23 protein-coding genes are annotated in these 26792 nt (G+C 72.6%); 19 read left to right on the top strand and 4 right to left on the bottom strand.

Going from position 1 to position 26792, the window contains the following annotated elements; genetic code table 11:
* Window positions 1–39: 39 nt before the first annotated feature.
* From O1G22_RS32680 to O1G22_RS32690, 3 genes are read left to right on the top strand one after another with little or no spacing between them, the layout of a single operon-like run.
* Window positions 40–1083 (top strand): FecCD family ABC transporter permease, encoded by a 1044-nt coding sequence (locus tag O1G22_RS32680; protein WP_270084599.1) that lies wholly within the window; start codon window positions 40–42, stop codon window positions 1081–1083.
* Complete coding sequence (locus tag O1G22_RS32685) at window positions 1080–2138, top strand: FecCD family ABC transporter permease (RefSeq protein WP_270084600.1); 1059 nt, start codon at window positions 1080–1082, stop codon at window positions 2136–2138. Before O1G22_RS32680 ends, O1G22_RS32685 begins: the two co-directional genes overlap by 4 nt.
* A 5-nt stretch (window positions 2139–2143) precedes the next feature.
* A complete protein-coding gene (locus O1G22_RS32690) occupies window positions 2144–3001 on the top strand; it encodes an ABC transporter ATP-binding protein (protein ID WP_270086613.1) in 858 nt (285 codons plus the stop codon).
* Between the two features lie 9 nt (window positions 3002–3010).
* Here O1G22_RS32690 and O1G22_RS32695 read toward each other — a convergent pair whose 3' ends face one another.
* Window positions 3011–3358, bottom strand: coding sequence for a sterol-binding protein (locus tag O1G22_RS32695; RefSeq protein ID WP_270084601.1), 348 nt, complete (start codon window positions 3356–3358; stop codon window positions 3011–3013).
* Window positions 3359–3400: 42 nt separating this feature from the next.
* Between O1G22_RS32695 and O1G22_RS32700 the strand changes: the two genes are divergently transcribed.
* The 6 genes from O1G22_RS32700 (at window position 3401) to O1G22_RS32725 (ending at window position 9385) form a co-directional block, all read left to right on the top strand.
* Window positions 3401–3670 (top strand): hypothetical protein, encoded by a 270-nt coding sequence (locus O1G22_RS32700; protein ID WP_270084602.1) that lies wholly within the window; start codon window positions 3401–3403, stop codon window positions 3668–3670.
* A 31-nt stretch (window positions 3671–3701) separates the two neighbouring features.
* Entirely contained in the window at window positions 3702–4517 is an 816-nt protein-coding gene (locus O1G22_RS32705) for a TlyA family RNA methyltransferase (protein ID WP_270084603.1), read from the top strand.
* Window positions 4514–5431, top strand: a complete 918-nt coding sequence (locus O1G22_RS32710) for an NAD kinase (RefSeq protein WP_225098426.1) — start codon at window positions 4514–4516, stop codon at window positions 5429–5431. The genes O1G22_RS32705 and O1G22_RS32710 overlap by 4 nt, the downstream gene beginning before the upstream one ends.
* Window positions 5432–5470: 39 nt before the next feature.
* A complete protein-coding gene (gene recN, locus O1G22_RS32715) occupies window positions 5471–7213 on the top strand; it encodes a DNA repair protein RecN (RefSeq protein ID WP_270084604.1) in 1743 nt (580 codons plus the stop codon).
* A 19-nt stretch (window positions 7214–7232) separates the two neighbouring features.
* Window positions 7233–7979 (top strand): hypothetical protein, encoded by a 747-nt coding sequence (locus O1G22_RS32720; RefSeq protein ID WP_270084605.1) that lies wholly within the window; start codon window positions 7233–7235, stop codon window positions 7977–7979.
* Window positions 7980–8248: 269 nt separating this feature from the next.
* Window positions 8249–9385: a glycosyltransferase family 4 protein gene (locus tag O1G22_RS32725; RefSeq protein ID WP_270084606.1), complete on the top strand. Its 1137-nt coding sequence runs from the start codon at window positions 8249–8251 to the stop codon at window positions 9383–9385.
* A gap of 9 nt (window positions 9386–9394) precedes the next feature.
* On the opposite strand, the gene O1G22_RS32730 is transcribed toward O1G22_RS32725, so the two are convergent.
* The 3 genes from O1G22_RS32730 to O1G22_RS32740 are packed head-to-tail and all read right to left on the bottom strand — an operon-like array spanning window position 9395 to window position 14272.
* A complete protein-coding gene (locus O1G22_RS32730) occupies window positions 9395–11041 on the bottom strand; it encodes a PucR family transcriptional regulator (protein ID WP_270084607.1) in 1647 nt (548 codons plus the stop codon).
* A gap of 44 nt (window positions 11042–11085) precedes the next feature.
* Window positions 11086–12420, bottom strand: a complete 1335-nt coding sequence (locus O1G22_RS32735; RefSeq protein WP_270084608.1) for an FAD-binding oxidoreductase — start codon at window positions 12418–12420, stop codon at window positions 11086–11088.
* Window positions 12421–12469: 49 nt separating this feature from the next.
* Window positions 12470–14272: a glycoside hydrolase family 15 protein gene (locus O1G22_RS32740; protein WP_225098450.1), complete on the bottom strand. Its 1803-nt coding sequence runs from the start codon at window positions 14270–14272 to the stop codon at window positions 12470–12472.
* A 575-nt stretch (window positions 14273–14847) separates the two neighbouring features.
* Between O1G22_RS32740 and pyrG the strand changes: the two genes are divergently transcribed.
* The 10 genes from pyrG (at window position 14848) to O1G22_RS32790 (ending at window position 26790) form a co-directional block, all read left to right on the top strand.
* Window positions 14848–16497: a CTP synthase gene (gene pyrG, locus O1G22_RS32745; protein WP_270084609.1), complete on the top strand. Its 1650-nt coding sequence runs from the start codon at window positions 14848–14850 to the stop codon at window positions 16495–16497.
* 83 nt (window positions 16498–16580) lie between these two features.
* A complete protein-coding gene (locus O1G22_RS32750; RefSeq protein ID WP_270084610.1) occupies window positions 16581–17207 on the top strand; it encodes an NUDIX domain-containing protein in 627 nt (208 codons plus the stop codon).
* A gap of 162 nt (window positions 17208–17369) precedes the next feature.
* Window positions 17370–19436 carry a tetratricopeptide repeat protein gene (locus O1G22_RS32755; protein ID WP_270084611.1) on the top strand — a complete coding sequence of 689 codons (2067 nt, stop codon included), beginning with the start codon at window positions 17370–17372 and terminating at the stop codon, window positions 19434–19436.
* A 138-nt stretch (window positions 19437–19574) separates the two neighbouring features.
* Window positions 19575–20699, top strand: a complete 1125-nt coding sequence (ald, locus tag O1G22_RS32760) for an alanine dehydrogenase (protein ID WP_270084612.1) — start codon at window positions 19575–19577, stop codon at window positions 20697–20699.
* A gap of 379 nt (window positions 20700–21078) precedes the next feature.
* A complete protein-coding gene (locus tag O1G22_RS32765) occupies window positions 21079–22212 on the top strand; it encodes a ParA family protein (protein WP_225098417.1) in 1134 nt (377 codons plus the stop codon).
* Entirely contained in the window at window positions 22197–22748 is a 552-nt protein-coding gene (locus tag O1G22_RS32770) for a hypothetical protein (RefSeq protein ID WP_225098416.1), read from the top strand. Before O1G22_RS32765 ends, O1G22_RS32770 begins: the two co-directional genes overlap by 16 nt.
* A gap of 18 nt (window positions 22749–22766) precedes the next feature.
* Window positions 22767–23987 (top strand): segregation and condensation protein A, encoded by a 1221-nt coding sequence (locus tag O1G22_RS32775; protein ID WP_270084613.1) that lies wholly within the window; start codon window positions 22767–22769, stop codon window positions 23985–23987.
* Window positions 23984–24634 (top strand): SMC-Scp complex subunit ScpB, encoded by a 651-nt coding sequence (gene scpB / locus O1G22_RS32780; RefSeq protein ID WP_270084614.1) that lies wholly within the window; start codon window positions 23984–23986, stop codon window positions 24632–24634. Before O1G22_RS32775 ends, scpB begins: the two co-directional genes overlap by 4 nt.
* Before the next feature lie 12 nt (window positions 24635–24646).
* Complete coding sequence (locus O1G22_RS32785) at window positions 24647–25717, top strand: pseudouridine synthase (RefSeq protein ID WP_270084615.1); 1071 nt, start codon at window positions 24647–24649, stop codon at window positions 25715–25717.
* A 65-nt stretch (window positions 25718–25782) separates the two neighbouring features.
* A complete protein-coding gene (locus O1G22_RS32790; RefSeq protein ID WP_270084616.1) occupies window positions 25783–26790 on the top strand; it encodes an ADP-ribosylglycohydrolase family protein in 1008 nt (335 codons plus the stop codon).
* Window positions 26791–26792 lie beyond the last annotated feature (2 nt).

The following is a 26792-nucleotide window of genomic DNA, read 5'->3' on the forward strand; positions in this document are numbered from 1 at the left end:
GGATCGAGATCGGTAGCGAGGGTAGGCTAACCTAACCTCGTGTTGGTCGACAGTCCTCCGGAACAGCGCGCGGAGACCGCCCCCGCGCCTCCAAGTCGCAAGGCGGTACGGGCCCTTGGGCTCCTGCTCTCCGTCGCGGTCCTGGTGCTCGTCGCCCTGGCGAGCATCGCGATCGGGGCGAAGGCGCTCTCGCCGGACCAGGTCTGGCACGGCCTGTTCCATGGCAGGGGGACGTACGGCGACGTCGTCGTGGACGAGCGGCTCTCGCGCACGGTGCTCGGTCTGCTGGCCGGTGCCGCGCTCGGTCTGTCCGGTGCCGTGCTCCAGGCGCTCACCCGTAATCCGCTGGCCGATCCCGGGCTGCTCGGGATCAACGCCGGTGCCTCGGCCGCCGTCGTCACCGCCATCACCTATCTCGGCGTCACCAGCCTCACCGGCTACGTGTGGTTCGCCTTCCTCGGCGCGGCGGCGGTCGGCGCGCTGGTGTGGTTCCTCGGCGGCAGCCGGGGCGCCACCCCGGTCCGGCTGGCGCTCGCCGGTACGGCGATCAGCGCGGCCCTGTACGGCTATCTCCAGGCCGTGATGATCATGGACGACGCGGCACTGGGCAAGATGCGCTTCTGGACGGTGGGTTCGCTGGCCTCGGCCACGAACTCCACCATCCTGCAGGTGCTGCCCTTCCTCGCGGCCGGCATGCTCCTCGCGCTCGGGCTGGCCCGGCCGCTGAACGCCGTGGCGATGGGCGACGACACCGCCCGCGCCCTCGGCGCCCACCTGGGCCGCACCCGTGCGCTCGCCATGCTGGCAGCCACCGTGCTGTGCGGTGCCGCGACCGCCGCCTGCGGCCCGATCGTGTTCGTCGGCCTCATGGTGCCGCACGTCGTGCGCTCCTTCACCGGGCCCGACCTGCGCTGGATCCTGCCGTACGCCACGGTTCTGTCGCCCGTGCTGCTGCTCGGCGCCGATGTCCTCGGCCGGGTCGTGGCCCGTCCCTCGGAGCTCCAGGTCGGCATCGTCACCGCTCTGATCGGCGGCCCGGTCTTCATCTTTCTCGTACGACGGCGGAGGACGGCCCAGCTGTGAAGACCCACTCCACGAGCCGGACCGCGAGCCGTGCCGTGCGCACTCCCGGTGGGCTGTCCCTCCGCGTGGACCCGCGTGCCCTGATCGTCGTCGTCCTGCTGCTGGCCGCCGCCTGCGCGGCCGGTGTCGCGCTGATCGGCACCGGCGACGCGGGGATTCCGGCGGCCGACGTGCTGAAGACCCTCGCCGGGAACGGCACCGCGTACCAGGACTTCATCGTGAACGAGCTGCGGCTGCCGCGCGTGCTGGTCGGTCTGCTGGTCGGCGCCTCGCTCGGTCTCGGCGGTGCGCTGTTCCAGTCCGTCTCCCGCAATCCGCTGGGCAGTCCGGACGTCCTCGGTCTGTCACAGGGTTCGACGGCCGGTGCGCTGGTCGTGATCGTGCTGATGTCCGGCACCTCCGCGCAGGTCACCTTCGGTGCGCTGGTCGGCGGCCTGGTGACCGGGTGCGCCATCTATCTGCTCGCCTGGAAGCAGGGCGTGCACGGATACCGGCTGGTCCTGGTCGGTATCGGTGTCTCCGCGATCGCGACCGCGGTCAATGGCTATCTGCTCACCAAGGCCGACCTGGTCGACGCGGCCCGCGCGGTCGTGTGGATGACCGGCTCCCTCAACGGCCGGGACTGGGACCAGGTCTGGCCACTGCTCGCCCTGTGCGCCGTCCTCGTCCCGCTGGTCCTCGCCAACGCGCGCGGTCTTCGGATGATGGAGATGGGCGACGACGTCGCGAACGCCCTCGGGGTGCGTGTGCAGCGCGTCCGGCTGGTGCTGATGGTCTCCGCCGTACTGCTCACCGCCGCCGCCACCGCGGCCGCCGGCCCCGTCAGCTTCGTCGCGCTCACCGCACCGCAGCTCGCCCGGCGCCTGACCCGCTCGCCGGGCCCGAACCTCGTGCCCTCCCTGTGCATGGGCGCCGCCCTGCTGGTTGCCGCCGACTGGGCCTCCCAGCGTCTCTTCGGCGCCGACCAGCTGCCCGTCGGCGTGGTCACCGGCGTCCTCGGCGGCGGCTATCTGCTGTGGCTGCTGGTCACCGAGCGCAGGGCGGGCCGGATATGAAGCGCATGCACGGCGGGTCGGATGCGCGCGGCACGAACCCGAACACCCCGAGGAGCACTGTGAACCGCCTGTCCGCCGAGAACGTCACCCTCGCCTACGACCAGCGCGTCATCGCCGAGCAGCTGTCGGTGGAGATCCCCGACAACTCCTTCACGGTGATCGTCGGCCCGAACGCGTGCGGCAAGTCGACGCTGCTGCGGGCGCTGTCGCGGATGCTCAGGCCCAGCGAGGGCCGGGTGCTGCTCGACGGGCAGGTCGTCCAGTCGATGCCCGCGAAGAAGGTCGCCCGGACCCTCGGCCTGCTGCCGCAGTCGTCCATCGCGCCCGACGGCATCACCGTCGCCGACCTCGTGGGCCGTGGCCGCTACCCGCACCAGGGCCTGCTGCGCCAGTGGTCGGCCGAGGACGAGCGGGTCGTACAGGAGTCCATGCGGCAGACCGGGGTCGACGGGCTGGCCGACCGGTACGTCGACGAGCTGTCCGGCGGGCAGCGCCAGCGGGTGTGGATCGCCATGGCGCTGGCCCAGCAGACCCCGCTGCTGCTCCTGGACGAGCCGACCACCTACCTCGACATCCAGCACCAGATCGACGTCCTCGACCTGTGCGCCGAGCTGCACGAGGAGCAGGGGCGCACACTGGTGGCCGTGCTGCACGACCTCAACCACGCGGCCCGCTACGCCACCCACCTGATCGCCCTGCGCGGCGGCGAGGTCGTCGCCGAGGGCGCCCCGAACGACGTCGTCACGGCCGAACTGGTCGAGGAGGTCTTCGGGCTGCGCTGCCAGATCATCGACGACCCGGAGACGGGCACCCCGCTCGTCGTCCCGGCGGCCAGGAAGGCGCGGGTCACAGCAGCTGGCTGAGCCGGAAGATCACAGCAGCTTCCTGAGCCGGAACAGGTCCAGCAGGCTCGCCTCCAGCCGCACCCGGCCTCTGCCCCAGGCGGTCGCGAAGTTCAGCTCGCCGCCCACCAGGGCCACCAGGTCGTCCCCGGCCATGGCGAGCCTGATCTGCGCCTTGTCGTGCGGTGGGCCGGGGTGGGTGTCGTCCACCTCGATCCGGCCGTCGGTCATCCGGCCGACGAAGGTGACGTCCAGGTCGGTGATGTGACAGGTCACCGAGCGGTCCAGGGCGGCGGCCGCCCGGACGTCGCCCTCGGCGCCCTGCATGTTGTCCGAAAGCTTGCCCAGTGCGGCGCGGCACTCCTCGATCGTGGCCATCGCCCCCGACGGTACCCCAGCGGTTCGCGATAGCGTCGGGGCATGAGCGACTCGGTACCGGAGACGGAGATCCCCGCGGAGGCGCGGGAAGCGGCGGAGGCGTACGATCCGGCCGCGCCCGCCCCCCTGAACGTCCCGCGCGCCCCCACCGGCAACGCCGAGGTCGACGCCCAGCTCGACCGGCTCGCCGACACCGACCACCTCGCCACCGACGGACACGTCGAGGTGTACGAGGATGTACATCGGGGGCTGCGCGACGCGCTCACCGCGCTCGACGCCCGCCCGGGACCTCCCGTGCCCCCACGGCCGTGACGAAAAAACAAAAGCAGGAGCTGAACCGAACGTGGCAGGAGTCGCACGCCGTCGTCTGGACGCGGAGCTGGTCCGGCGGAAGCTCGCGCGCTCGCGCGAGCACGCCAGCCAGCTGATCGCCGCCGGGCGGGTCACCGTCGGCAGAACCGTGGCGACCAAGCCGGCCACGCAGGTGGAGACGGCCGCGGCGATCGTCGTCCAGGCCGACGACAGCGACCCCGACTACGTCTCCCGGGGCGGCCACAAGCTCGCCGGCGCGCTCAAGGCCTTCGTCCCGCAGGGGCTCGTGGTCGAGGGCCGGCGCGCGCTGGACGCCGGCGCGTCCACCGGCGGCTTCACCGACGTGCTGCTGCGCGCGGGCGCCGCGCAGGTCGTCGCCGTGGACGTCGGATACGGCCAGCTCGCCTGGTCTCTCCGGAACGATGAACGCGTCACCGTCAAGGACCGTACGAACGTGAGGGAGTTGACGCTCGACGCGATCGATGGGGAAGCTGTGGATCTTGTCGTGGGTGATCTGTCCTTCATCCCACTCGGGCTGGTGCTGCCGGCCCTCAAGCGGTGCGTGAAGCCGGACGCCGACCTGGTGATGATGGTCAAGCCGCAGTTCGAAGTGGGCAAGGAACGGCTCGGTAGCGGGGGTGTCGTACGGAGTCCGCAGCTGCGGGCGGAGGCCGTGCGGGCAGTGGCCGAGAAGGCCTGGGAGCTGGGGCTCGGGGTGCGTGGTGTCACCGCGAGTCCGCTGCCCGGGCCCTCGGGCAATGTCGAGTACTTTCTCTGGCTGCGGTCCGGGGCTCCCCGCCTGGACCCGGCCGACGTCGACCGTGCAGTGGCGGAGGGGCCGCGTTGACACAGAACCTGGCGCGTACTGTTTTCCTGCTCGCCCACACCGGGCGGCCCGCGGCGATCCGCAGTGCGGAACTCGTCGTCAAGGGGCTGCTCCGGCATGGCATCGGGGTGCGGGTGCTGGAGGAGGAGGCGCGCGACCTGCCGCTGCCCGAGGAGGTGGGGCTGGTCAAGGAGGCGACGCCGGACTGCCTCGACGGGTGCGAGCTGCTGATCGTCCTCGGCGGCGACGGAACGCTGCTGCGGGGTGCCGAGTTCGCCCGGGCGTCCGGGGTGCCGATGCTCGGCGTCAACCTCGGACGGGTGGGATTCCTCGCGGAGGCCGAGCGCGACGACCTCGATCGGGTGGTCGACCGGGTGGTGGCGCGGTCGTACGAGGTCGAGGAGCGGATGACCGTCGACGTCGTGGTGCACCGCAACGGGGACATCGTGCACACCGACTGGGCGCTGAACGAGGCGGCCGTGCAGAAGGCCGGCGCCGAGAAGCTGCTGGAAGTCGTGCTGGAGATCGACGGGCGCCCGGTGACGGGGTTCGGCTGCGACGGTGTCGTGCTGTCCACGCCGACCGGGTCCACGGCGTACGCCTTCTCCGCCGGCGGGCCGGTGGTGTGGCCCGAGGTGGAGGCGCTGCTGATGGTGCCGATCAGCGCGCACGCGCTGTTCGCCAAGCCGCTGGTGACCTCGCCGGACTCCGTGCTGGCCGTGGAGGTCCTGCCGCACATCCCGCCGGGGGTGCTGTGGTGCGACGGGCGGCGGACCGTGGAGCTGCCGCCCGGGGCGCGGGTGGAGGTGCGGCGGGGGGCGGTGCCGGTGCGGCTGGCCCGGCTGCACCACTCGTCGTTCACGGACCGGTTGGTGGCGAAATTCGCGTTGCCGACGACTGGATGGCGGGGGGCGCCTCACCACTCGACGGAGTGAGACAGGCAGCCTGTGTGCACTCCCCGCCCCGGACCTCGTATGGTCTGTTCCGTGTTGGAGGAGATGCGGATACGGTCGCTCGGGGTCATCGACGACGCCGTCGTCGAGCTGTCGCCCGGGTTCACCGCCGTCACCGGTGAGACGGGTGCGGGCAAGACCATGGTGGTCACCAGCCTGGGGCTGCTGCTCGGCGGTCGGGCGGATCCGGCGCTCGTGCGGATCGGGGCCGGGAAGGCGGTCGTGGAGGGGCGGATCACCGTCCCCTCGGGCGCGCCGGTCGTCGTACGGGCCGAGGAGGCCGGCGCCGAGCTCGACGACGGGGCGCTGCTGATCAGCCGTACCGTTTCCGCCGAGGGCCGCTCGCGGGCGCACGTCGGCGGGCGCAGCGTGCCCGTGGGGCTGCTCGCCGAGCTGGCCGACGAGCTGGTGGCCGTGCACGGGCAGACCGATCAGCAGGGGCTGCTGAAGCTGTCCCGGCAGCGGCAGGCGCTGGACCGGTACGCGGGGGACGCCGTCGCCGTACCGCTGGCGAAGTATGCCGAGGCCTACCGGCGGCTGCGGGCCGTTGCCGCCGAGCTGGAGGAGATCACCACGCGCGCGCGTGAGCGGGCGCAGGAAGCCGACATGCTGCGCTACGGCCTCGACGAGATCGCCGGCGTCGAGCCGCGGGCCGGGGAGGACGTGGAGCTGGCCGAGGAGGCCGAGCGGCTGGGGCACGCCGAGGCGCTGTCGTCCGCCGCGACGGCCGCGCACGCCGCTCTCGCGGGCAATCCCGAGGACCCCGAGGGAATCGACGCCTCGACCCTCGTCGCGGGCGCGCACCGGGCCCTGGAGGCCGTACGCGCGCACGATCCCGCGCTGGCCGCGCTGGCCGACCGGATCGGGGAGATCGGGATCCTGCTCGGGGACGTCGCCGGTGAGCTCGCGGGGTACGCCGACGATCTCGACGCCGACCCGCTGCGGCTGGCGGCCGTGGAGGAGCGCCGGGCGGCTCTCAACGCCCTCACGCGCAAGTACGGCGACGACATCGACGCCGTGCTGGCGTGGGCCGAGCGGAGCGCCGCGCGGCTGACCGAGCTGGACGGCGACGACGAGCGGATCGGGGAGCTGGCCGCCGAGCGGGACGCGCTCCGTACCGAACTGGGCGGTCTCGCACAGGCGCTGACGGACGCGCGGACGGAGGCGGCCCAGCGCTTCGCCGCCGCGGTGACCGCCGAGCTGGCCTCGCTGGCGATGCCCCACGCGCGCGTGTCCTTCGACATCCGGCAGACCGAGGACCCCGACGGCGTCGAGGTCGGCGGCCGGCCGGTCGCCTACGGGCCGTCGGGCGCGGACGAGGTCGAGCTGCTCCTCGCCCCGCACCCGGGTGCCCCGCCGCGGCCCATCGCCAAGGGCGCCTCCGGTGGTGAGCTGTCCCGCGTGATGCTGGCGGTGGAGGTCGTCTTCGCGGGCACCGACCCGGTGCCGACGTACCTCTTCGACGAGGTCGACGCCGGTGTCGGCGGCAAGGCCGCGGTCGAGATCGGGCGGCGGCTGGCGAAGCTCGCCAAGTCCGCGCAGGTCGTCGTCGTCACCCACCTGCCCCAGGTCGCCGCGTTCGCCGACCGGCAGCTGCTGGTCGAGAAGACCAACGACGGGTCCGTCACCCGGTCCGGCGTGAAGGTCCTGGAGGGCGAGGAACGGATCCGGGAACTGTCCCGCATGCTGGCCGGCCAGGAGGACTCCGAGACGGCCCGCGCCCACGCCGAGGAACTGCTGGCGACGGCACGGGCGGATCTCTGACGGGATTTAGGGTGGCGGGATGACCGGCACCCGAAAGTCCCGCTCCTTCCTGCTGTCCGCCGCGCTCACCCGGGCCGGATTCGCGTTCCTGCGCACCGGCCTGCCCGGGAGAGCTGCGCGTTGGGAGCGGAAGAACTACGCCGGGCGGACGGTCGACCTGTATGCCGGGCCCGCCTCGGCGCTGGGTACGGCCGTCGCCGCCGCGCGGGTGCATCCCGGGGCCGGGCTCGCCGTGCTGGCCGCCGGGGTGTGCGGGGCGTACGACGATGTCGCGGGGGACCATCGGCGTGGGTTCCGGGCGCACCTGAAGGCCCTTCGGGACGGCGAAGTCACCAGCGGTGCCGTCAAGTTGTTCGGGATATCGGCCGCCGGGCTCGTCGCGGGCGCGCTGCTGAAGGAACGGCCGCTGGACAAGGTGCTCGCCGGGATCGTGATCGCGGGGACCGCCCACTTCGTCAACCTGGTCGATGTACGGCCGGGGCGGGCGCTCGGCGCGGTGCTGGCGCTCGGGGCGCCGGGGCTGCTGCGCGAGGGTCCGGGCGGTGAGCTGGCCGCCGTCGCGATGGGCGGCGCTGCGGCCGTGCTGCCCGACGACCTCGGCGAGCGCGCCATGATCGGGGACACGGGGGCGCACGCCCTCGGTGCCGCGCTGGGGGCGGCCGTCGTGGCGGGCAACCGGCGCGCGGGGCTGCTCGCGCACGCCGTCGCGGTCGTGGCCGCAGCCGTGCACGGGGACCGGGTGAGCGCTTGGGCGCGGGCGCTGTGAGCGTCTGACCTCCCCGTATGCGCTCGCACGGGGCTCGGCCGCGCCGGGGTTTCCTTCACCCTTGTGGGTGACGTGCTCCGGCGTATTGCCCCCGGCCCACCGCGCTGTGCGCCCGCCGGATTTCCCGTAACGGCCGTTCCGCCTGGCATGCTTGAGGGCACCCGGTCCGTGCGGGAGGGGTGCGGGGTACGTCCTTCCACCCCCCTGAGCCCGCTACCTTCTGTACGTTTCCTCGTGACCGCCCACGTCGAACCAGGAGCCCCGGCCCCGTGAGCCCCCTGAGCAGCAACGCGCCGCACGGCCAGTCGCCGTTGCGCACCGTGCAGGTGCTGGGCGGAGGCAACGCCGGCAGCAGCGCGCACGTGCGCTCCCTGGCCGAGGGGCTGGTCGCGCGGGGCGTGCGGGTCACGGTGTGCGCCCCCGTCGAGGCCGACCGCGTCTACGACTTCACCGGCGCCGGAGCCGAGCACGTGCACGTGCCGCGCAGCAGCGACCCCGTCTCGGTGGCCGCGCTCCGGGCCGCCTGCGCGGGCGCCGACCTGGTGCACGCGCACGGGCTGCACGCCTCCTTCCGGTCGGTGCTCGCGCTCAGCGGCCGGCGCACCCCGCTGGTGGTCACCTGGCACGACCGGGCCCGCGCGGAGGGCCCGCGGGCGCACATGCTGCGGCTGCTGGAACGGCGCGTGGTGCGCACCGCGGCCGTCGTCCTCGGCACCAGCTCCGACCTGGTGGACCGGGCCCGGCGGACGGGGGCGCGGGACGCCCGGCTGGCCGCCGCCGGCCTGCCCGGACCGCGCACGCCCGCCGACCGCGACGACCCCGACCGGCTGCGCGCCAAGATCCGGGCCGAACTCGGTGCCACCGGACGCCCGTTGCTCATCGCGGTCGGCTCCCTCGACCGGCACCGCGGCTACGACGTCCTGCTCGACGCCGCCCGCGCCTGGCGGCAGCTGGATCCCGTCCCGCAGGTCGTGATCGCGGGGGAGGGGCCGCTGCGCCCGCAGCTGGCGCGGCGGATCGAGGACGAGGAGCTTCCGGTGCGGCTCATCGGCCGCCGCGAGGACGTGCCCGAACTGCTCGCCGCCGCCGATCTGGCGCTGCTGACGAGCAGTTGGGAGTCGCGCTCCGTCCTCGCCCAGGAGGCGCTCTACGCGCGCGTGCCGCTCGTCGCGACCCGGGTCGGCGGCATCCCCGACCTCGTCGGCGACGCGGCCGCACTCGTTCCGTACGGCGACCCGGAGGCGCTCGCCGGCACCGTCGTCCACCTCCTCGCCGACCCGGAGCGGTGCCAGGAGCTGCGGGAGGCGGGGGTGCGGCAGGCGGCCGGCTGGCCGACCGAGGACGAGACGGTCGCCCAAGTGCTCAGTGTCTACGACGAGTTGACGCAGCCCCGGCCGCTGGCCTGACCGGGCCCCCTACGGCACGTGGCGGCGGGCGCGCAGCGCGAGGCTCAACGCCAGGACCGTCTGCGGGTCGTCGAGGTCGGTGCCGAGCAACTCGCCGATGCGGGCGAGGCGGTTGTAGAGGGTCTGCCGGTTCAGATGCAGCTCGCGGGCCGTCTCCGCCTTGCGCCCTGCGTGCGCCAGGTACGTCTCCAGGGTCGGCAGCAGCGGCGGCCTGGAGCGGCGGTCGTGGTCGCGCAGCGGGCCGATCGCGCGGTCCACGAACGCGGCGAGGTCCGGGTGGTCGCGCAGCCGCCACAGGAGGAGGTCGATGTCGAGGCGCCGGGCGTCGTACCAGGGGCGGTCCGTGAGCCCCTGAGCCGCTGTCGCCGTCTCCGCCGCGTGCCGCAGGCCCGCCGACGCGGCCGCCCAGCCGCCCGCCACGCCGACCACCACGACCGGCGGCGGCGAGCCCGGCCGGCGCATCCCGGCCCGCTCCACCCCTGCCCGGAGCGCCGCCGCCACCCGGTCAGCGACCGCCGCCCGCTCCGCCTCCGCGCGCAGCCCCAGCAGCACCAGCACCCGGCCCTCCACCGGCCGCACACCCAGCAGCACTGGCACCCCCACCGCGGCCAGCTCCTCCGAGACCGCCCGCGCCAGCACCGCCCAGCCCCCGCCCGGGGAAAGGGAGTCACCCATCCGCATCACCACCGGCAGCAGCGGGCTGTCGCCGGGCTTGAAGCCGAGCACCCGGGCCTGCGCCGGGGCGTCCTGCGCCGAGATGCGGCCCTCGGCGAGATCGGTGAGGAAGTCACCGCGTCCGCGCGCCGCGAGCTCCTCCTCCTGCCGGGCCTGCATCAGCACCACGGCCAGGATGCCCGCGGCCCGCTCGGCGGCGATCCGGTGCACCGGCGCCAGCGGTGAGCGCACCGGCAGCAGCACGAGCCGGGCGCGCACCGAGCCCGCCGTACCCAGGCCGCCGCCGGGCACGTCCACGAGCACCGAACCGGCGGGCGGCGGCGCCTCCTTGTGCGGGCCGCGCAGCCCCTCCCACACCTGGAGCGGATCCGCGCCCTCGGGCCCTTCCCCGGCGGCGTACAGCAGCCGGGCGTCGGCGGTCTCCAGGAACACCGGGTTGCCGCTGAAGTCCGCCAGAATGCCCAGTACCTGCGGCACCCCGCCACCTCCCAGCAGGGCCTCGGTGCAGCGGCGGTGCACCTCCTCGGCACGCTGGAGAAGCGCGTAGTGGCCGTTGACGATCTCGGTGTGGATCTCCTCGGTCACCGTCACGAACGGCACTTCGCGGTGCAGCTGGACCAGCGGCAGCCCGGCAGCGCGGGCGGTGTCCACGAGGGCCGCGGGCAGCCGGGTGAAGCGCGGGCCCAGCTCCACCACCAGGGCGGCGATCCCGCGCTCGGCGAGCGTGCGCACGAACGCCCGCTGCTCGGCCGGGCGGGTGCCGAGGCCGTAGCCCGTGGTGAGCAGCAGTTCGCCGCCCTTGAGCAGCGAGGCGATGTTCGGCACCTCGCCCGCGTGCACCCAGCGCACGGTCCGCCCCAGCCGGTCGGCACCCGCCAGGATCTCCGGCAGTCCGCTGCGCAGTCCGGGCAGCTCAAGGGCCCGCTGCACGGTGATCCCGGCGCCCTGGGTGTCGAGTCGGTGGTCCGTACGGCTGTCCATGCAGCGGACGCTACCTGCGGGAACGTTCTCAGGACAGCTCCGGGTCACACCGGCTTGACGGTGTGGTTGAACCGGAAGACGTTGTCGGGGTCGTACGCCCGCTTGACCTTCTCCAGGCGCAGCGTGTTCCCGGCGCCGAGGCCCGCCCGGACCCGCTCGGGGCCCTCGTCACCGATGAGGGTGAGGCAGACGTCCCCGGTGCTCCAGGGGCGTACGTCGGCGCACACGTCCCGCACCCAGGCCCGGTTCGGTTCGTCGTCGGCGGGGTCCGCCCAGCAGGCGAAGGGGTGCACGGTCCACAGTGCGTCCCGGTACGGCACCGGGTAGGCGCGCGGGCCGGTGGCGATCGCGCCGCCGAGCGGAAGGAGCGTGAGCCGGCCCGCGCTCGGCACCGGCATGTCCGCCGCGCGGGCGCAGAGGACGTCCACGGCCGCGTCGGGCAGACCGCCCAGGCACTCCGCCGACCCGTCGCCGCGCAGTCCGGCAGGCGGGTACGGCAGCTCCAGCGCCTGGGCACCGCACAGGTCCGTCTCGTGCGGCAGCGCCAGCAGGGGCGCGGCGAGCTCACGCAGGCCGCCCGCGCCGCCCGCGTACGTCAGCAGGGCACCGCACCGCGCCGGCGGACCGGCCAGGTACAGCACGGCCCCGCCCAGCTCCTGCGGACCGGTGCGGATCAGCTCGCGGAAGGTGCGGACCACGTCCGGGCCGGACTCCGGCGGGTACAGCGGCAGCGCGACCGAGAACTCGGGCAGTTCGTGCACCTCCAGGGTGAGCGCCGTCGCCACACCGAAGTTGCCGCCCGCGCCGTGCAGCGCCCAGAACAGCTCCGGGTTCTCGTCGTCGTTCGCGTGCACCCGTTCGGCGTCGGCGGTCACCAGCTCCACACCGATGAGGTCGTCGACGGCGAGCCCGAAGACGCGGTCCAGCCGGCCGGTGCCGCCGCCGAGGACAGAGCCGGCGACTCCCGCACCCGGGGCGTGGCATCCGGTGGCCGCGAGGCCGTAGGGCCGCAGCGTCCGGTCCAGGTCGCTCATCGTGGCCCCGCCCTCGACCCGGACCGCCTCGGCCGCCGGGTCGACGACGACCGCGCGCATCCTGCGCAGATCCACCACCAGCGCGCCGTCGACCAGGGTGCCCGCCAGACCGTGCCCGCCGCCGCGGACCGCGATGTGCAGGTCCAGGTCGCGGGCGAAGCGTACCGCCTGGACCACGTCGGCCGCGTCCGCGCACTGCGCGATCACGGCCGGACGCCGGTCGATCCTCGCGTTGACGACGGCCCGGGCCTCGTCGTAGCCCGGGTCGCCCGGGGCGAACACCTCGCCGGCCAGATCCGCACGGAGCGCGGCGAGGGCCCTGTGGGCTGTGGAACGGGAAGCCATGACAGCCCCCTTCCGAGCAGGGTGCTGCTGTTCAGCCTAGGCGGATCGCTCAGCCGCCGTACGCCCCCGAAGCCGTCAGCCGCAGTGCCGTGTCGATCAGCGGCACGTGGCTGAACGCCTGCGGGAAGTTGCCGACCTGGCGCTGCAGGCGCGGGTCCCACTCCTCGGCGAGCAGGCCGAGGTCGTTGCGCAGGTCGAGGAGCTTCTCGAAGAGCTTGCGCGCCTCGTCCACGCGGCCGATCATCGCCAGGTCGTCCGCCATCCAGAACGAGCAGGCCAGGAAGGCGCCCTCGTCGCCCGGCAGGCCGTCGACGCCCTCGTTGTCGCCCTCCGTGGGGTACCGCAGGATGAACCCGTCCGCGGTGGACAGCTCGCGCTGGATCGCCTCGATCGTGCCGATCACCCGCTTGTCGTCCGGCGGCAGGAAACCCATCTGCGGGATCAGCAGCAGCGAGGCGTCCAGCTCCTGGGAGCCGTAGGACTGGGTGAAGGTGTTGCGCTCCTTGTCGTAGCCCTTCTCGCACACGTCCCGGTGGATGTCGTCGCGCAGCTCCTTCCAGCGCTCCAGCGGGCCGTCCGCGTCCCCGGACTCGATCAGCTTGATCGTGCGGTCGACGGCGACCCAGGCCATCACCTTGGAGTGCACGAAGTGCCGGCGCGGGCCGCGCACCTCCCAGATGCCCTCGTCCGGCTCCTGCCAGTGGTCCTCCAGGTAGCGGATCAGCTTCAGCTGGAGCAGCGAGGCGTAGTCGCTGCGGGCCAGGCCCGTCATGTGACCCAGGTGCAGGGCCTCGGTGACCTCGCCGTACACGTCCAGCTGGAGCTGGTGCGCGGCGCCGTTGCCGACCCGGACCGGGGCCGAGTTCTCGTAGCCCGGCAGCCAGTCCAGCTCGGCCTCGCCCAGCTCGCGCTCACCGGCGATGCCGTACATGATCTGCAGGTTCTCCGGGTCGCCGGCGACCGCGCGCAGCAGCCATTCGCGCCAGGCGCGGGCTTCCTCGCGGTAGCCGGTGCGCAGCAGCGACGACAGGGTGATCGCGGCGTCGCGCAGCCAGGTGTAGCGGTAGTCCCAGTTACGGACGCCGCCGATGTCCTCCGGCAGGGAGGTCGTCGGCGCGGCGACGATGCCGCCGGTGGGGGCGTACGTCAGCGCCTTCAGGGTGATCAGCGAGCGGATCACCGCTTCGCGGTACGGCCCGTGGTACGTACAGTGCTCCACCCATTCGTGCCAGAACTCCTCCGTCGCCTCCAGCGAGGCCTCCGGCTCCGGCAGCGGCGGGGGCTCCTTGTGCGAGGGCTGCCACGAGATGGTGAACGCGATCCGGTCACCCGGGGCGACCGTGAAGTCGGAGTACGTCGTCAGCGACTTTCCGTAGGTCTCGGTGTCCGTGTCGAACCACACCGAGTCCGGTCCGGCGACGGCCACCGTACGGCCCTCGTGCTTGTGCACCCAGGGCACCACCCGGCCGTAGGAGAACCGCATCCGCAACGCGGAGCGCATCGGGACCCGGCCGGTGACACCCTCGACGATCCGGATCAGCTGCGGCGCGCCGTCACGCGGGGGCATGAAGTCGGTCACCCGGACCGTGCCGCGCGGGGTGTCCCACTCCGACTCCAGGATCAGCGAGTCGCCGCGGTAGCCGCGCCGGGAGGCCGTCGGCGGCTTGGCGTCGGCCGCGTGCGCCGGGCCGAGCCGCCAGAAGCCGTGCTCCTCGGTGCCCAGCAGGCCGGCGAAGACGGCATGCGAGTCGAAGCGGGGCAGGCACAGCCAGTCCACCGTGCCGTCCCGGCAGACCAGTGCGGCGGTCTGCATGTCTCCGATGAGTGCGTAGTCTTCGATGCGCCCGGCCACGTGCAACTCCAGTCGAACGGCCACGTCACACCCCCGCGCAGGGGGCTGTCGCTGATGCGGTCAAGGGGTCGATGTTGTGCGTCGTTGAGCGGTGAAGCAAAGCAGTCCGCCGAGCCCTGAGGCAAAACGACAGTCCATGCTCAACGAACTGCCGCGCTCTCGTTGTTCCGGGTGTCACCGGCGGGGGTGTGCCGTCGTTCCGGCCGGGCTCGGCAGCGAATGTCCGAGCAGGATACGACGCACCCCGATGATCTGCGTGCCGCTCCCGGCAACCCGTGTGGGCCGAACGAGTGATCACCGGGTGATGACCATGTGACCGGCGCGAATCTGTGGTGACACGTGTGGCGAACAGGGCCATCGTGACGCGCGTGGCGAACCGTACGGTGTCCGCGCCGGTGCGGAGCGTGGCCGTAAGCCATCTCGTCCACGCGCTGATACCCTGGTAGCCCGTGGACCGGTGGGCCCCAGAGGAGAACGAAGGGAGCCCCCGAACCGCAGCGACGGCACCCCCGAAGCTTTCGGGCCGGCAGCCGCACAGCACGACAGCCAGCGACCACGGGAGCCCCCTCTTGGCCATGCCGCCGAAATCTACGACGACCAAGCACATCTTCGTCACCGGGGGTGTCGCCTCCTCGCTCGGCAAGGGCCTCACCGCCTCCAGCCTGGGCATGCTGCTCAAGGCCCGTGGCCTGCGCGTCGTGATGCAGAAGCTGGATCCGTATCTGAACGTCGATCCGGGCACGATGAACCCCTTCCAGCATGGTGAGGTCTTCGTCACCAACGACGGCGCCGAGACCGACCTCGACATCGGACACTACGAGCGCTTCCTCGACCGTGACTTGGACGGCACCGCCAATGTCACTACAGGTCAGGTGTACTCCACGGTGATCGCCAAGGAGCGGCGCGGCGAGTACCTGGGTGACACCGTGCAGGTCATCCCGCACATCACCAACGAGATCAAGCACCGCATCCGGCGCATGGCCACCGACGAGGTGGATGTCGTCATCACCGAGGTCGGCGGTACCGTCGGCGACATCGAGTCGCTGCCGTTCCTGGAGACCGTCCGCCAGGTCCGCCACGAGGTCGGCCGGGACAACGTCTTCGTCGTCCACATCTCCCTGCTGCCGTACATCGGCCCCTCCGGCGAGCTGAAGACCAAGCCGACCCAGCACTCCGTCGCCGCGCTGCGCAACATCGGTATCCAGCCCGACGCGATCGTGCTGCGCTGCGACCGCGAGGTCCCCACCGCCATCAAGCGCAAGATCTCCCTGATGTGCGACGTGGACGAGGCCGCCGTCGTCGCCTGCCCCGACGCCCGCTCGATCTACGACATCCCGAAGGTCGTGCACGCCGAGGGCCTGGACGCCTATGTCGTCCGCAAGCTGGACCTGCCGTTCCGTGACGTGGACTGGACGACCTGGGACGACCTGCTGGACCGCGTCCACAACCCCGACCACGAGATCACCCTCGCGCTGGTCGGCAAGTACATCGACCTGCCCGACGCCTACCTGTCGGTCACCGAGGCGCTGCGCGCCGGCGGCTTCGCCAACCGGGCCCGCGTGAAGATCAAGTGGGTCACCTCCGACGACTGCAAGACCCCGGCCGGCGCCAAGGCCCAGCTCGCGGACGTCGACGGCATCTGCATCCCCGGCGGCTTCGGCGACCGCGGTGTGCTCGGCAAGGTCGGCGCGATCCGCTACGCCCGCGAGAACAAGGTCCCGCTGCTCGGCCTGTGCCTGGGCCTGCAGTGCATCGTGATCGAGGCCGCCCGCAACCTCGCCGGCATCCCGGACGCCAACTCCACCGAGTTCGACCCGGCCACCGCCCACCCGGTCATCTCCACCATGGCCGAGCAGATGGACATCGTCGCCGGCGAGGGCGACATGGGCGGCACCATGCGTCTGGGCATGTACCCGGCCAAGCTCGCCGAGGACTCGATCGTGCGCGAGGTGTACGACGGCAAGGAGTACATCGAGGAGCGCCACCGCCACCGCTACGAGGTCAACAACGCCTACCGCGCGGAACTGGAGAAGAAGGCCGGCATCCTCTTCTCCGGCACCTCGCCCGACGGCAAGCTCGTGGAGTACGTGGAGTACCCGCGTGACGTCCACCCCTACCTGGTCGCCACCCAGGCGCACCCGGAGCTGCGCTCCCGCCCGACCCGCCCGCACCCGCTCTTCGCCGGGCTGGTGAAGGCCGCGGTCGAGCGGAAGATCGCGAAGTAACACAGGAGCTGTACGGTGGCCGGGGCGCGCGTGTTCACAACGATCGCGCCCCGGCCGTTCGTGCACATGGGGAAGGAAAGGGCATGACGATCAAGGACACCCCGGAGGAGTGGGAGATCCGGGGCACGGACACCCCCTTCGTGGGCAACAAGACCTCCGTGCGCACCGATGACGTGGTCATGCCTGACGGCTCGGTGGTCCGCCGCGACTACCAGGTCCACCCCGGCTCGGTCGCCGTCCTCGCGCTGGACGAGGAGGACCGGGTCCTGCTGATCAACCAGTACCGCCACCCCGTCCGGCAGAAGCTGTGGGAGATCCCGGCCGGCCTGCTCGACGTCCCCGGCGAGAACCCGCTGCACGCGGCCCAGCGCGAGCTGTACGAGGAGGCGCACGTCAAGGCCGAGGACTGGCGGGTGCTGACCGACGTGTACACCACCCCCGGCGGCTGCGACGAGGCCGTACGGATCTTCCTCGCCCGCGATCTGGCGGAGGCCGAGGGCGAGCGGTTCGAGGCCGAGCACGAGGAGACCGACATGGAGTACGCGCGCGTGCCGGTCGACGAGCTGGTGCGCCGCGTCCTGGCCGGCGACGTGCACAACAACTGCCTGGTCGTCGGCGTGCTCTCGCTGGTGGCGGCCCGGACCGGGGACGGTCTCGACGCGCTGCGCCCGGCCGACGCGCCGTGGCCCGCGCGCCCCTTCGCGTCCTGAGCTCACCCGTACGTCCCAGTGGTGTGACGATCGCCTGATCCGATCAGGGGATCTGTCCGCCGCGCTCGTCACGGAACGTCGCAGAGCGTGAACTAGGCTCTTCAGCGCCCGTACCGGAAGACCCGGCGGGCTTGCGCGTGCGGTGGGACGGGAGTGTGGCCCGTGACGGATCAGGCGGTGGACACAGACGGCGCGGGGCTGTCCGGGCGCGAGGCCGTGAAAGACCATTTCCTGGGCCGTGCAAGGGAGTTGAAGGAGCTCCGCGCCGACATCGAGCGCGCGGGCCTGGACACGATCGCCGGCCGCAAGGCACCCCGCGCGCGCGTGCTGCTGATCGCGGGCCGCCCCGGCTCCGGCCGGACCACGCTCGCCGGGGAACTCGTACGCCAGGTCGCCGGCCGCTACCCCGACGGGGTGCTGCGCGCCCGGCTCGCCGAGCCCGACGGCACCCCCGTACCGGTCGAGCGCACCGCCCGCGAGCTGCTCGCCGCGCTGGACCTGCCCGCCCCGGCCGGCGCCGGCGAGGACGACCTGACCGACGCGCTGCGCACCGCCCTCGCCGACCGGCGCGCCCTGCTGCTGCTCGACGACGCGGCCCGCGCCGAGCAGGTCGACGCGCTGCTGCCGGACACCCCGGACTGCCTGGTGGTGGCCGTCTCCACGGGCCCGCTCACCGGCATCGCGGACGTGCGCCCCTGCACCGTCGGCGGCCTCGACACCAAGTCCGCGGTGGAGCTGCTCACCCGCTACACCGGCTCGGTCCGCATCACCGTCGACCCGCGCTCCGCCGAGAGCCTCGCCGAGGCCTGCCAGGGCCATCCGGCCGCGCTGGTCCTGGCCGGCGGCTGGCTCGCCGCCCGCCCCCAGGCCGCCGTCTCCGACCTCGCCAAACGGCTGCACGCGGCCACCGACGACGGCACGGACGGCACCCCGCTCGCCCGGGTCTTCCGGCAGATGTACGACGAGCTGCCCGCCACGGCCGCCCGGATCCTGCGGCTGCTCGCGCTCGCCCCGGCCGGGCCGGCCGACCCGCACACCGCCTCGGCCCTCGCGGGCTGCTCGGTCGGCTCGGCCCGCACGATCCTGGACGACCTCGTCGCCCTCGGCCTGCTGCACGCGGTGGACTCCCCGCTGCCCCAGTACGAGATCCCCGGCTGCCTGCACCCGCTGGTGCGCGCCCTCGCCGAGAGCCAGGAGCGGCCCGCGGAGCGCCAGCTGGCGCGGGCCCGGATGCTGGAGCGGACGGTACGGCTGCTGCAGGCCTGCCGGGCGATCACCGAGACCGACAGTCCGCAGGCCCGCGAGAAGCTGAACGCCATGCCCCGCGAGGTGCGCTTCCCCAGCCCCCGGGCGGCCGCCGACTGGCTGCGCATCCGCCGGCCCGCCCTGCTGGCGTCCGCGCGGCTCGCGGTGGCCGACGGCGAGCTGGACACGCTCGCCCGCCGGCTGATGTCCCAGCTGGTCAGGGCCCTGGTGGCGCACGAGGGCACCCAGGCGGCCGCGGCCGACCTGTACGGCGTGCACAACCTCGTCCTCGATGTCGCCGAGCGGCGCGGGCTGCCCCGCGAGAAGGCCGCCGCCCTGCTGAACCTGGGCGACGTGGACGCCCAGACCGGCCGCACCCGGGACGCACTGGCCCGGTATCGCGCGGCGCTGGACGCCGGACGCGAGGCGAACGACCCGTACGCGACCGGCCGCGCGATGGAATCCGTAGGCGGCGCGTACCAGGAGCTGGGGGACCACGACCGGGCCGCCGACTGGTTCGGCCGGGCCCTGGCCGACCGGCTGGCCCGGGGCGAGCGCGAGCAGGCCGCCCGGCTGTACGGCCGGATCGCCACCGCCCACACCTACGCGGGCCGCTACGGCGAGGCACTGAGGAACTGGCGGGCGGCCGTCGCCGGCTACCGCAAGGGCGGTGATGTCGCCGCCCACGCGCGGGCGTTGAGCGAGCTGGCCCGGGTGCAGGAGTACGCCGGACGGTTCGAGGAGTCGCTGCGCACCTGCCAGGAGGCGGTGGAGTGGGCGCGGCGCGCGGAGGACGTCCGGCTGCAGGCCGCGCTGCACCTCCGGCTTGCCGACACCCTGGAGCACCTCGGTGACTCCACCACCGCTCGACTGCACCGCACGGCGGCCGAGCGCATGCTGGGTGAGGAGGCCCCGGAGGGCGACACAAGGGCGGAACAAGACAGGAACGCCTGCGAAATCCGTAGTACATCCAGTGAAGATTGATGCAATGAAAGGCTAGACACGCGGAACGCCTTCATTAAACTGGCTCTGCCGCACGTTCTCCTGCGGTGTCTCCCGGTGTGCCCTGCATGCCCGGGTATGTCTTGTAATGCACCCCCCATACCCTCTGAGCCAAGGACCGTGATCGACGTGAAGGTCGGCATCCCCCGCGAGGTCAAGAACAACGAGTTCCGGGTGGCCATCACCCCCGCCGGTGTGCACGAGCTGGTGCGCAACGGCCACCGGGTCGTCATCGAGCGCGGCGCCGGCCTCGGCTCCTCGATCACGGACGACGAGTACGTGGCCGCCGGTGCCGGGATCCTGGACACCGCCGACGAGGTCTGGGCCGCCGCCGACCTGCTGCTGAAGGTCAAGGAGCCCATCGCGGAGGAGTACCACCGCCTGCGCAAGGACCAGATCCTCTTCACCTACCTGCACCTGGCCGCCTCCAAGGAGTGCACGGACGCGCTCATCGAGTCCGGTACCACGGCCATCGCCTACGAGACCGTCGAGCTGCCGAACCGCGCCCTGCCGCTGCTCGCTCCGATGTCCGAGGTCGCGGGCCGGCTGGCCCCGCAGGTCGGCGCCTACCACCTGATGCGCGCGGCCGGCGGCCGTGGCGTCCTGCCGGGCGGTGTCCCGGGCGTGACCCCGGCCAAGGCCGTCGTCATCGGTGGCGGTGTCTCCGGCTGGAACGCCACCCAGGTCGCCGTCGGCATGGGCTTCGACGTCACCCTGCTCGACCGCGACATCAACAAGCTGCGCGAGGCCGACAAGATCTTCGGTACGAAGGTCAAGGCGATCATGTCCAACTCCTTCGAGCTGGAGAAGGCCGTCCTGGAGGCCGACCTCGTCATCGGTGCCGTCCTCATCCCGGGCGCCAAGGCCCCGAAGCTCGTCACCAACGAGCTGGTGGCCCGCATGAAGCCCGGAAGTGTCCTTGTCGACATCGCGATCGACCAGGGCGGGTGCTTCGAGGACTCCCGCCCCACCACGCACGCCGAGCCGACCTTCACGGTGCACAACTCGGTCTTCTACTGCGTCGCCAACATGCCGGGCGCGGTGCCCAACACCTCCACCAACGCCCTCACCAACGCGACGCTGCCGTACATCGTCTCCCTGGCCAACAACGGCTGGGTCGAGGCGCTGCGCCGCGACGCCGCGCTCGCCAAGGGTCTCAACACCCATGACGGCAAGGTCGTTTACAAGGAGGTCGCCGAGGCCCACGGCCTGGAGCACGTCGAGCTGGAGTCCCTGCTCGGCTGATCCACAAGGCGATTCGTCAACACGGCTCGTCAACTGCGCGCACCCGGCCGGACCTTGCCCGACAAGGTCCGGCCGGATGTGTGTATGGTCACTTTGCGGCTCTCGGTCAACTCGCCTCGAACGTAACCCTTCGACCGATTCGCACACCGGTGAAACCTGCTGTGCGACGGCCGTACGCCCTTGACAGCGAGATGTTTCATTGCCGACACATCGTGCCGGGTCCGGCGGATTGTGTTGCTGCGAACCGCCGACACGCCATAGAGTCGCCAACCGTCGGCATGGTGCCACGCTGACCTTGTCTAGAAGTTTCCTGGTCACCAAGGAGGTAAGACGACTTGTGAATGAGTCGACATTTTCTCCCGGGGGTGGTCAACCAGGAATGCCTGTACGGGGCCAGGGCTCCGCGGGATTCGAGGCTGTCGGCTCCGTAGCTGTGCGCACCTTCGCAGCCCACCAGAGTCCGGGTCCGCAGACCGCCCGGACAGCACACCAGAGCATGGATGGCCATCACGTGAACGCCATGGCCGGCGACGGAAGTGGCGCGCCCCACAACCACTTCGCCGACTACGACGAACTGCCCGAGGGGCACTTCTACGACCCCGACGCCGAGTACGAGCCCGATCCGGAGTACGCGGCCACGCTCGCGCCCGACGCGGCCCGCCAGCGCCGCGAGCGCATCGGCCCGACCGGACGCCCGCTGCCGTACTTCCCGATCCCCGGCCCGCTGACCGACCACGGCCCCGCGAAGATCATCGCGATGTGCAACCAGAAGGGCGGCGTCGGCAAGACGACGTCGACCATCAACCTGGGTGCCGCGCTCGCGGAGTACGGCCGGCGCGTGCTGCTCGTGGACTTCGACCCGCAGGGCGCGCTGTCGGTGGGCCTCGGCGTCAACCCGATGGAGCTGGACCTGACCGTCTACAACCTGCTCATGGAGCGGGGCATGTCGGCGGACGAGGTCCTGCTGAAGACGGCGGTCCCCAACATGGACCTGCTGCCCTCCAACATCGACCTGTCGGCCGCCGAGGTCCAGCTGGTCTCCGAGGTCGCCCGCGAGTCGACCCTCCAGCGCGCCCTGAAGCCGCTGATGGACGACTACGACTACATCGTCATCGACTGCCAGCCCTCGCTCGGCCTGCTCACCGTCAACGCCCTCACGGCCGCGCACAAGGTGATCGTGCCGCTGGAGTGCGAGTTCTTCGCGCTGCGCGGTGTGGCGCTGCTGACCGAGACCATCGAGAAGGTCCAGGAGCGGCTCAACCCCGAGCTGGAGCTGGACGGCATCCTCGCCACGATGTACGACTCGCGCACGGTCCACAGCCGCGAGGTCCTGGCCCGTGTCGTCGAGGCGTTCGACGACCACGTCTACCACACGGTCATCGGCCGCACGGTCCGCTTCCCGGAGACCACGGTCGCCGGTGAGCCCATCACCACCTACGCCTCCAACTCCGTCGGTGCCGCCGCCTATCGCCAGCTCGCCAGGGAGGTGCTCGCCCGGTGTCACGCCGAGTGAGTCTGCCCGGGGCCGACGAACTCTTCCGTACGACAGGGGGGACGGCGCTGCAGCCGTCGACTCCCCGCCGCGGGGCCAACGGTGAGGCCCGGGTGCCGTCTCCCGCGGGGGAGAGCGACGACGTGGCCGCCGCCGAGGACGCACCGCAGTCGGTGCCCGTCCAGGGCGGCGACGGCGAGGGCGCGGAGCATGTCGCCGCGGAGGCCGAGCAGGACGGGGCCGGCGAGTCCCGCACCCGCCCGGCGCGTCGGCAGGCGGCACAGGACGGCTCCGCCGCGGCCGCTCAGCCGCGCAAGAAGGGGCGGGCGGCGGCCCGTCGGCCCAGCGGGCGCGAGCGGCACGACGAGAAGATCACCGTGTACGTCTCCGCCGAGGAACTGATGGACCTGGAGCACGCCCGCCTGGTGCTCCGGGGTGAGCACGGGCTGGCGGTGGACCGCGGGCGCATCGTCCGCGAAGCGGTGGCCGTGGTCCTCGCCGACCTGGAGTCCCGCGGGGACGCGAGCATCCTCGTACGACGGCTGCGAGGGCGGTAGCGGTAGCCTGCGGGGGCCATGACCTCGTCCGACGTTCCCGCCTCCGCGCCCGCCTCCGGCCCCGCTGCCGGACGCCGACGTGCGCTGGGTCGGGGGCCGGGGGTGCCGCGGGCCGAACTCGTCCCGGACGCCGAGCCGGTCACGGAACACGCGGCGACACCGCCTCAAGAACGCCTGGCTGCCGACGTGCCCGACCCCGCGCCGCTGTCGGCGCCGCCGGAGACGCCGGAGCCTGGCGCCGAGCCGCGGCCGGAGGCGGGAGACGACTCCGGGCGTATGTCCGTGGCGGAGCCCGGCGCCGAGCCTGCGGCGCAGAGCGAGCCCGCGGGGAGCATCGAGCCGGGGCCGCCGGCCGGAGCGGAGTCCGGTCGGCGCGGGGCGCGAGCGCGGCCGACCGAGCCCGAGCCCGGTGAGGGCGAGTCCGCCTCCGACGGCGTCTTCAAGGTCCGCCTCGCCAACTTCGAGGGCCCCTTCGACCTCCTCCTCCAGCTGATCTCCAAGCACAAGCTGGACGTCACCGAGGTCGCCCTGTCGAAGGTCACCGACGAGTTCATGGCGCACATCCGGGCCATGGGGCCGGACTGGGACCTGGATCAGACGACCGAGTTCCTCGTCGTGGCCGCCACGCTGCTCGATCTGAAGGCCGCCCGGCTGCTGCCCGCCGCCGAGGTCGAGGACGAGGCCGACCTGGCGCTGCTGGAGGCCCGGGACCTGCTGTTCGCGCGGCTGCTGCAGTACCGCGCGTACAAGCAGATCGCGGACATCTTCAACCGGCGGCTCGACGAGGAGGCCCGCCGGTGGCCCCGTACCGTCGGCCTGGAACCCCAGCACGCAGAGCTGCTGCCCGAGGTCGTCATCAGCATCGGCCCCGAGGGCTTCGCCAGGCTCGCGGTCAAGGCCATGCAGCCCAAGCCCAAACCGCAGGTCTACATCGACCACATCCACGCCCCGCTGGTCAGCGTGCAGGAGCAGGCCGGGATCGTGGTCGCCAGGCTGAAGGAGCTGGGCGAGGCCAGCTTCCGGGCGCTGGTCGAGGACACCGACGACACCCTCACCGTCGTCGCCCGGTTCCTCGCGCTGCTGGAGCTGTACCGCGAGAAGGCCGTCGCCCTGGAGCAGGAGGCCGCGCTCGGAGAGCTGCTGGTGCGCTGGACCGGCGGGGACACGGACGCGGCGCCGATGGTCACCGACGAGTTCGACCGGCCGCCGGAGGAGCCCAAGAAGGAGAAGAAGGCATGAGCGAGGAGACCGCCGAGGTCCCGGCCGGGCTGCGGACCGTCGCCGACCTCGACCTCAAGCCCGCCCTGGAGGCCATGCTCATGGTCGTCGACGAGCCCGCGACCGAGGAGCATCTGGCGAAGCTGCTGGAGCGGCCCAGACGGCAGGTCGCGGACGCGCTGCGGGAACTGGCCGACGAGTACGCCGTACAGGGCCGCGGCTTCGAGTTGCGGTTCGTCGCGGGCGGCTGGCGCTACTACACCCGCGCCGCCTACGCGCCCGCCGTCGAACGGCTCGTCCTGGACGGCCAGACCGCCCGGCTCACCCAGGCCGCGCTGGAGACCCTCGCGGTGGTCGCCTACCGCCAGCCGGTCAGCCGCAGCCGCGTCTCCGCCGTACGCGGGGTCAACTGCGACGGTGTGATGCGCACCCTGCTCCAGCGCGGTCTGGTCGAGGAGGCGGGCACGGAACCCGAAACAGGTGCGATCCTGTACAGGACGACGAACTACTTCCTGGAGCGGATGGGCCTGCGCGGCCTGGACGAGCTTCCGGAGCTCGCGCCCTTCCTCCCGGAGGCGGAGGCGATCGAGGCCGAGACCCAGGAAGGAGTCCCGTCGTTCGACCCGGACGCGCCCGACGCGCCCGGCGTAGAGGACGCAGACGACTAAGACGGAACTTTGATGCGAAGCAGCGGCAGCGGCAAGAGTGGCGGACGCGGGAACTACCGCGGCGCCGGCAACAACCGGGACGAGCGGCAGGGGCAGGGCCGTCCCCGCAAGCCCCGCCCCGAGGAGCGCCGCTACGACGTGGGCCCCGGCGCCTCCCAGGACGGCCCCAAGTCCGGGCGCGGCGGCTCCGCGCGGGGCGGCGCCAAGGGCGGCCCCAAGCAGTCCCAGCAGGGCGGCGGGCGTGGCCGTACGGCTCCGGCGCGTTCGCGCGAGTACGAGACACGCGTCGAGGAGCGCAACCGCGAGCGCTACGCCGGCAAGAAGGACATCAAGCTGCCCAAGACCTTCCCGGGCGCCGAGCAGGAGGGCGAGCGGCTGCAGAAGGTCCTCGCGCGCGCGGGCTACGGCTCCCGGCGGGCCTGCGAGGAGCTGATCGAGCAGGCCAGGGTCGAGGTGAACGGCGAGATCGTCACCGAGCAGGGCCGCCGCGTCGACCCGGAGAAGGACGAGGTCAAGGTCGACGGCCTGACGGTCGCGACGCAGTCGTACCAGTTCTTCTCGCTGAACAAGCCCGCCGGTGTCGTCTCCACCATGGAGGACCCGGAGGGGCGCCAGTGCCTCGGTGACTACGTCACCAACCGTGAGACGCGGCTCTTCCACGTCGGCCGGCTGGACACCGAGACCGAGGGTGTCATCCTGCTCACCAACCACGGCGAGCTGGCGCACCGCCTCACGCACCCGAAGTACGGCGTGAAGAAGACCTACCTCGCCGCGATCGTCGGCCCGATCCCGCGCGACCTGGGCAAGAAGCTCAAGGACGGCATCCAGCTGGAGGACGGGTACGCGCGCGCGGACCACTTCCGGGTCGTCGAGCAGACCGGCAAGAACTATCTGGTCGAGGTGACCCTCCACGAGGGCCGCAAGCACATCGTCCGCCGCATGCTGGCCGAGGCCGGCTTCCCGGTCGAGAAGCTGGTGCGCACCGCCTTCGGTCCGATCACCCTGGGCGACCAGAAGTCGGGCTGGCTGCGCCGGCTGTCCAACACCGAGGTCGGCATGCTGATGAAGGAAGTCGAACTCTGATCGCTTGCGCCTGATCACCATCCCCCTTTACTGTCAACGTGACGATAAAGGGGGATGGTGTTTCTATGTCCAAGCGCGCGGCCACCGGGGCGCTGATCGGCCTCGCTCTCGGGGACGCCCTCGGCTTCCCGACCGAATTCAACGACGTGCCCTCGATCCTCGCCAAGTGCGGGCCCTGGCGGGAGATGGAGCTGCCGAAGCGGGCCTTCGTCTCCGACGACACCCAGATGACCCTCGCCGTCGGGCGGGCCCTGCGCACGGCCACGGAACGCGGCTACCTCGCGCCCAAGCGGCTGGAGCGGCCGCTGCGCGAGGAGTTCGTGGACTGGTTCCACTCGCCCGAGAACAACCGGGCCCCGGGCAACACCTGCCTGACCGCGTGCAACCTGCTCGTCGAGGAGCGGCGGCCGTGGCAGGACGCCAGCCAGACCGGCTCCAAGGGCTGCGGGGCCAACATGCGCGTCGCCCCGGTCGGGCTCGCCCCCGGCCTGAGCGACGCCCAGCGCTCCGGCGCCGCCCAGTTGCAGGCCGCGCTCACCCACGGCCACCCCACCGCGCTCGCCGCCTCCGACCTCACCGCCCACGCCGTCCACCTGCTCGCCCGGGGGACGGATCCGGCGGGGCTCGTCGGACAGCTGCGCTCGTACGCGCTCGACCACCGCACGCACTACGACCACACCTGGCTCGGCGACCTGTGGACCCGCGCCCAGGACCCCAGCGCCGAACACTTCATCGCGCGCGGCTGGGACGAGTGCCTCGCGGTCCTCGACCGGCTCCAGGAGGCCGTGCGGACCGCCTCCCCGGAGACCGACCCGTGCCTGGCCACCGGGGCCGGCTGGATCGCCGAGGAGGCCCTCGCCACCGGGCTGCTGTGCTTCCTGCTCTTCCCCGACGAGCCCGTCACCGCCCTGCGCCGGGCCGCCTGCTCCTCCGGCGACTCCGACTCCATCGCCTGCCTCACCGGCGCCTTCGCGGGAGCCTGGCTGGGCGCGGACGCCTGGCCCGCCGACTGGGCCGGGCGGATCGAGTACCGAGGGGACCTGTCGGCGCTCGGAGCGCTCTGGGACGCTTAGGT

Source organism: Streptomyces camelliae, assembly GCF_027625935.1.
In the GTDB taxonomy this organism is placed as follows: Bacteria; Actinomycetota; Actinomycetes; order Streptomycetales; family Streptomycetaceae; genus Streptomyces; species Streptomyces camelliae.

Excerpts from the sequence above, each read along its gene's own strand:
- recN (WP_270084604.1), top strand. The coding sequence starts at position 5,471 with ATGGTCTGTTCCGTGTTGGAGGAGATGCGGATACGGTCGCTCGGGGTC.
- pyrG (WP_270084609.1), top strand. The coding sequence starts at position 14,848 with ATGCCGCCGAAATCTACGACGACCAAGCACATCTTCGTCACCGGGGGT.
- O1G22_RS32735 (WP_270084608.1), bottom strand. The coding sequence starts at position 12,420 with ATGGCTTCCCGTTCCACAGCCCACAGGGCCCTCGCCGCGCTCCGTGCG.
- O1G22_RS32785 (WP_270084615.1), top strand. The coding sequence starts at position 24,647 with ATGCGAAGCAGCGGCAGCGGCAAGAGTGGCGGACGCGGGAACTACCGC.
- O1G22_RS32750 (WP_270084610.1), top strand. The coding sequence starts at position 16,581 with ATGACGATCAAGGACACCCCGGAGGAGTGGGAGATCCGGGGCACGGAC.
- O1G22_RS32700 (WP_270084602.1), top strand. The coding sequence starts at position 3,401 with ATGAGCGACTCGGTACCGGAGACGGAGATCCCCGCGGAGGCGCGGGAA.
- O1G22_RS32730 (WP_270084607.1), bottom strand. The coding sequence starts at position 11,041 with ATGGACAGCCGTACGGACCACCGACTCGACACCCAGGGCGCCGGGATC.
- O1G22_RS32695 (WP_270084601.1), bottom strand. The coding sequence starts at position 3,358 with ATGGCCACGATCGAGGAGTGCCGCGCCGCACTGGGCAAGCTTTCGGAC.
- O1G22_RS32720 (WP_270084605.1), top strand. The coding sequence starts at position 7,233 with ATGACCGGCACCCGAAAGTCCCGCTCCTTCCTGCTGTCCGCCGCGCTC.
- O1G22_RS32690 (WP_270086613.1), top strand. The coding sequence starts at position 2,144 with ATGCACGGCGGGTCGGATGCGCGCGGCACGAACCCGAACACCCCGAGG.
- O1G22_RS32765 (WP_225098417.1), top strand. The coding sequence starts at position 21,079 with ATGCCTGTACGGGGCCAGGGCTCCGCGGGATTCGAGGCTGTCGGCTCC.
- O1G22_RS32790 (WP_270084616.1), top strand. The coding sequence starts at position 25,783 with ATGTCCAAGCGCGCGGCCACCGGGGCGCTGATCGGCCTCGCTCTCGGG.
- O1G22_RS32775 (WP_270084613.1), top strand. The coding sequence starts at position 22,767 with ATGACCTCGTCCGACGTTCCCGCCTCCGCGCCCGCCTCCGGCCCCGCT.
- scpB (WP_270084614.1), top strand. The coding sequence starts at position 23,984 with ATGAGCGAGGAGACCGCCGAGGTCCCGGCCGGGCTGCGGACCGTCGCC.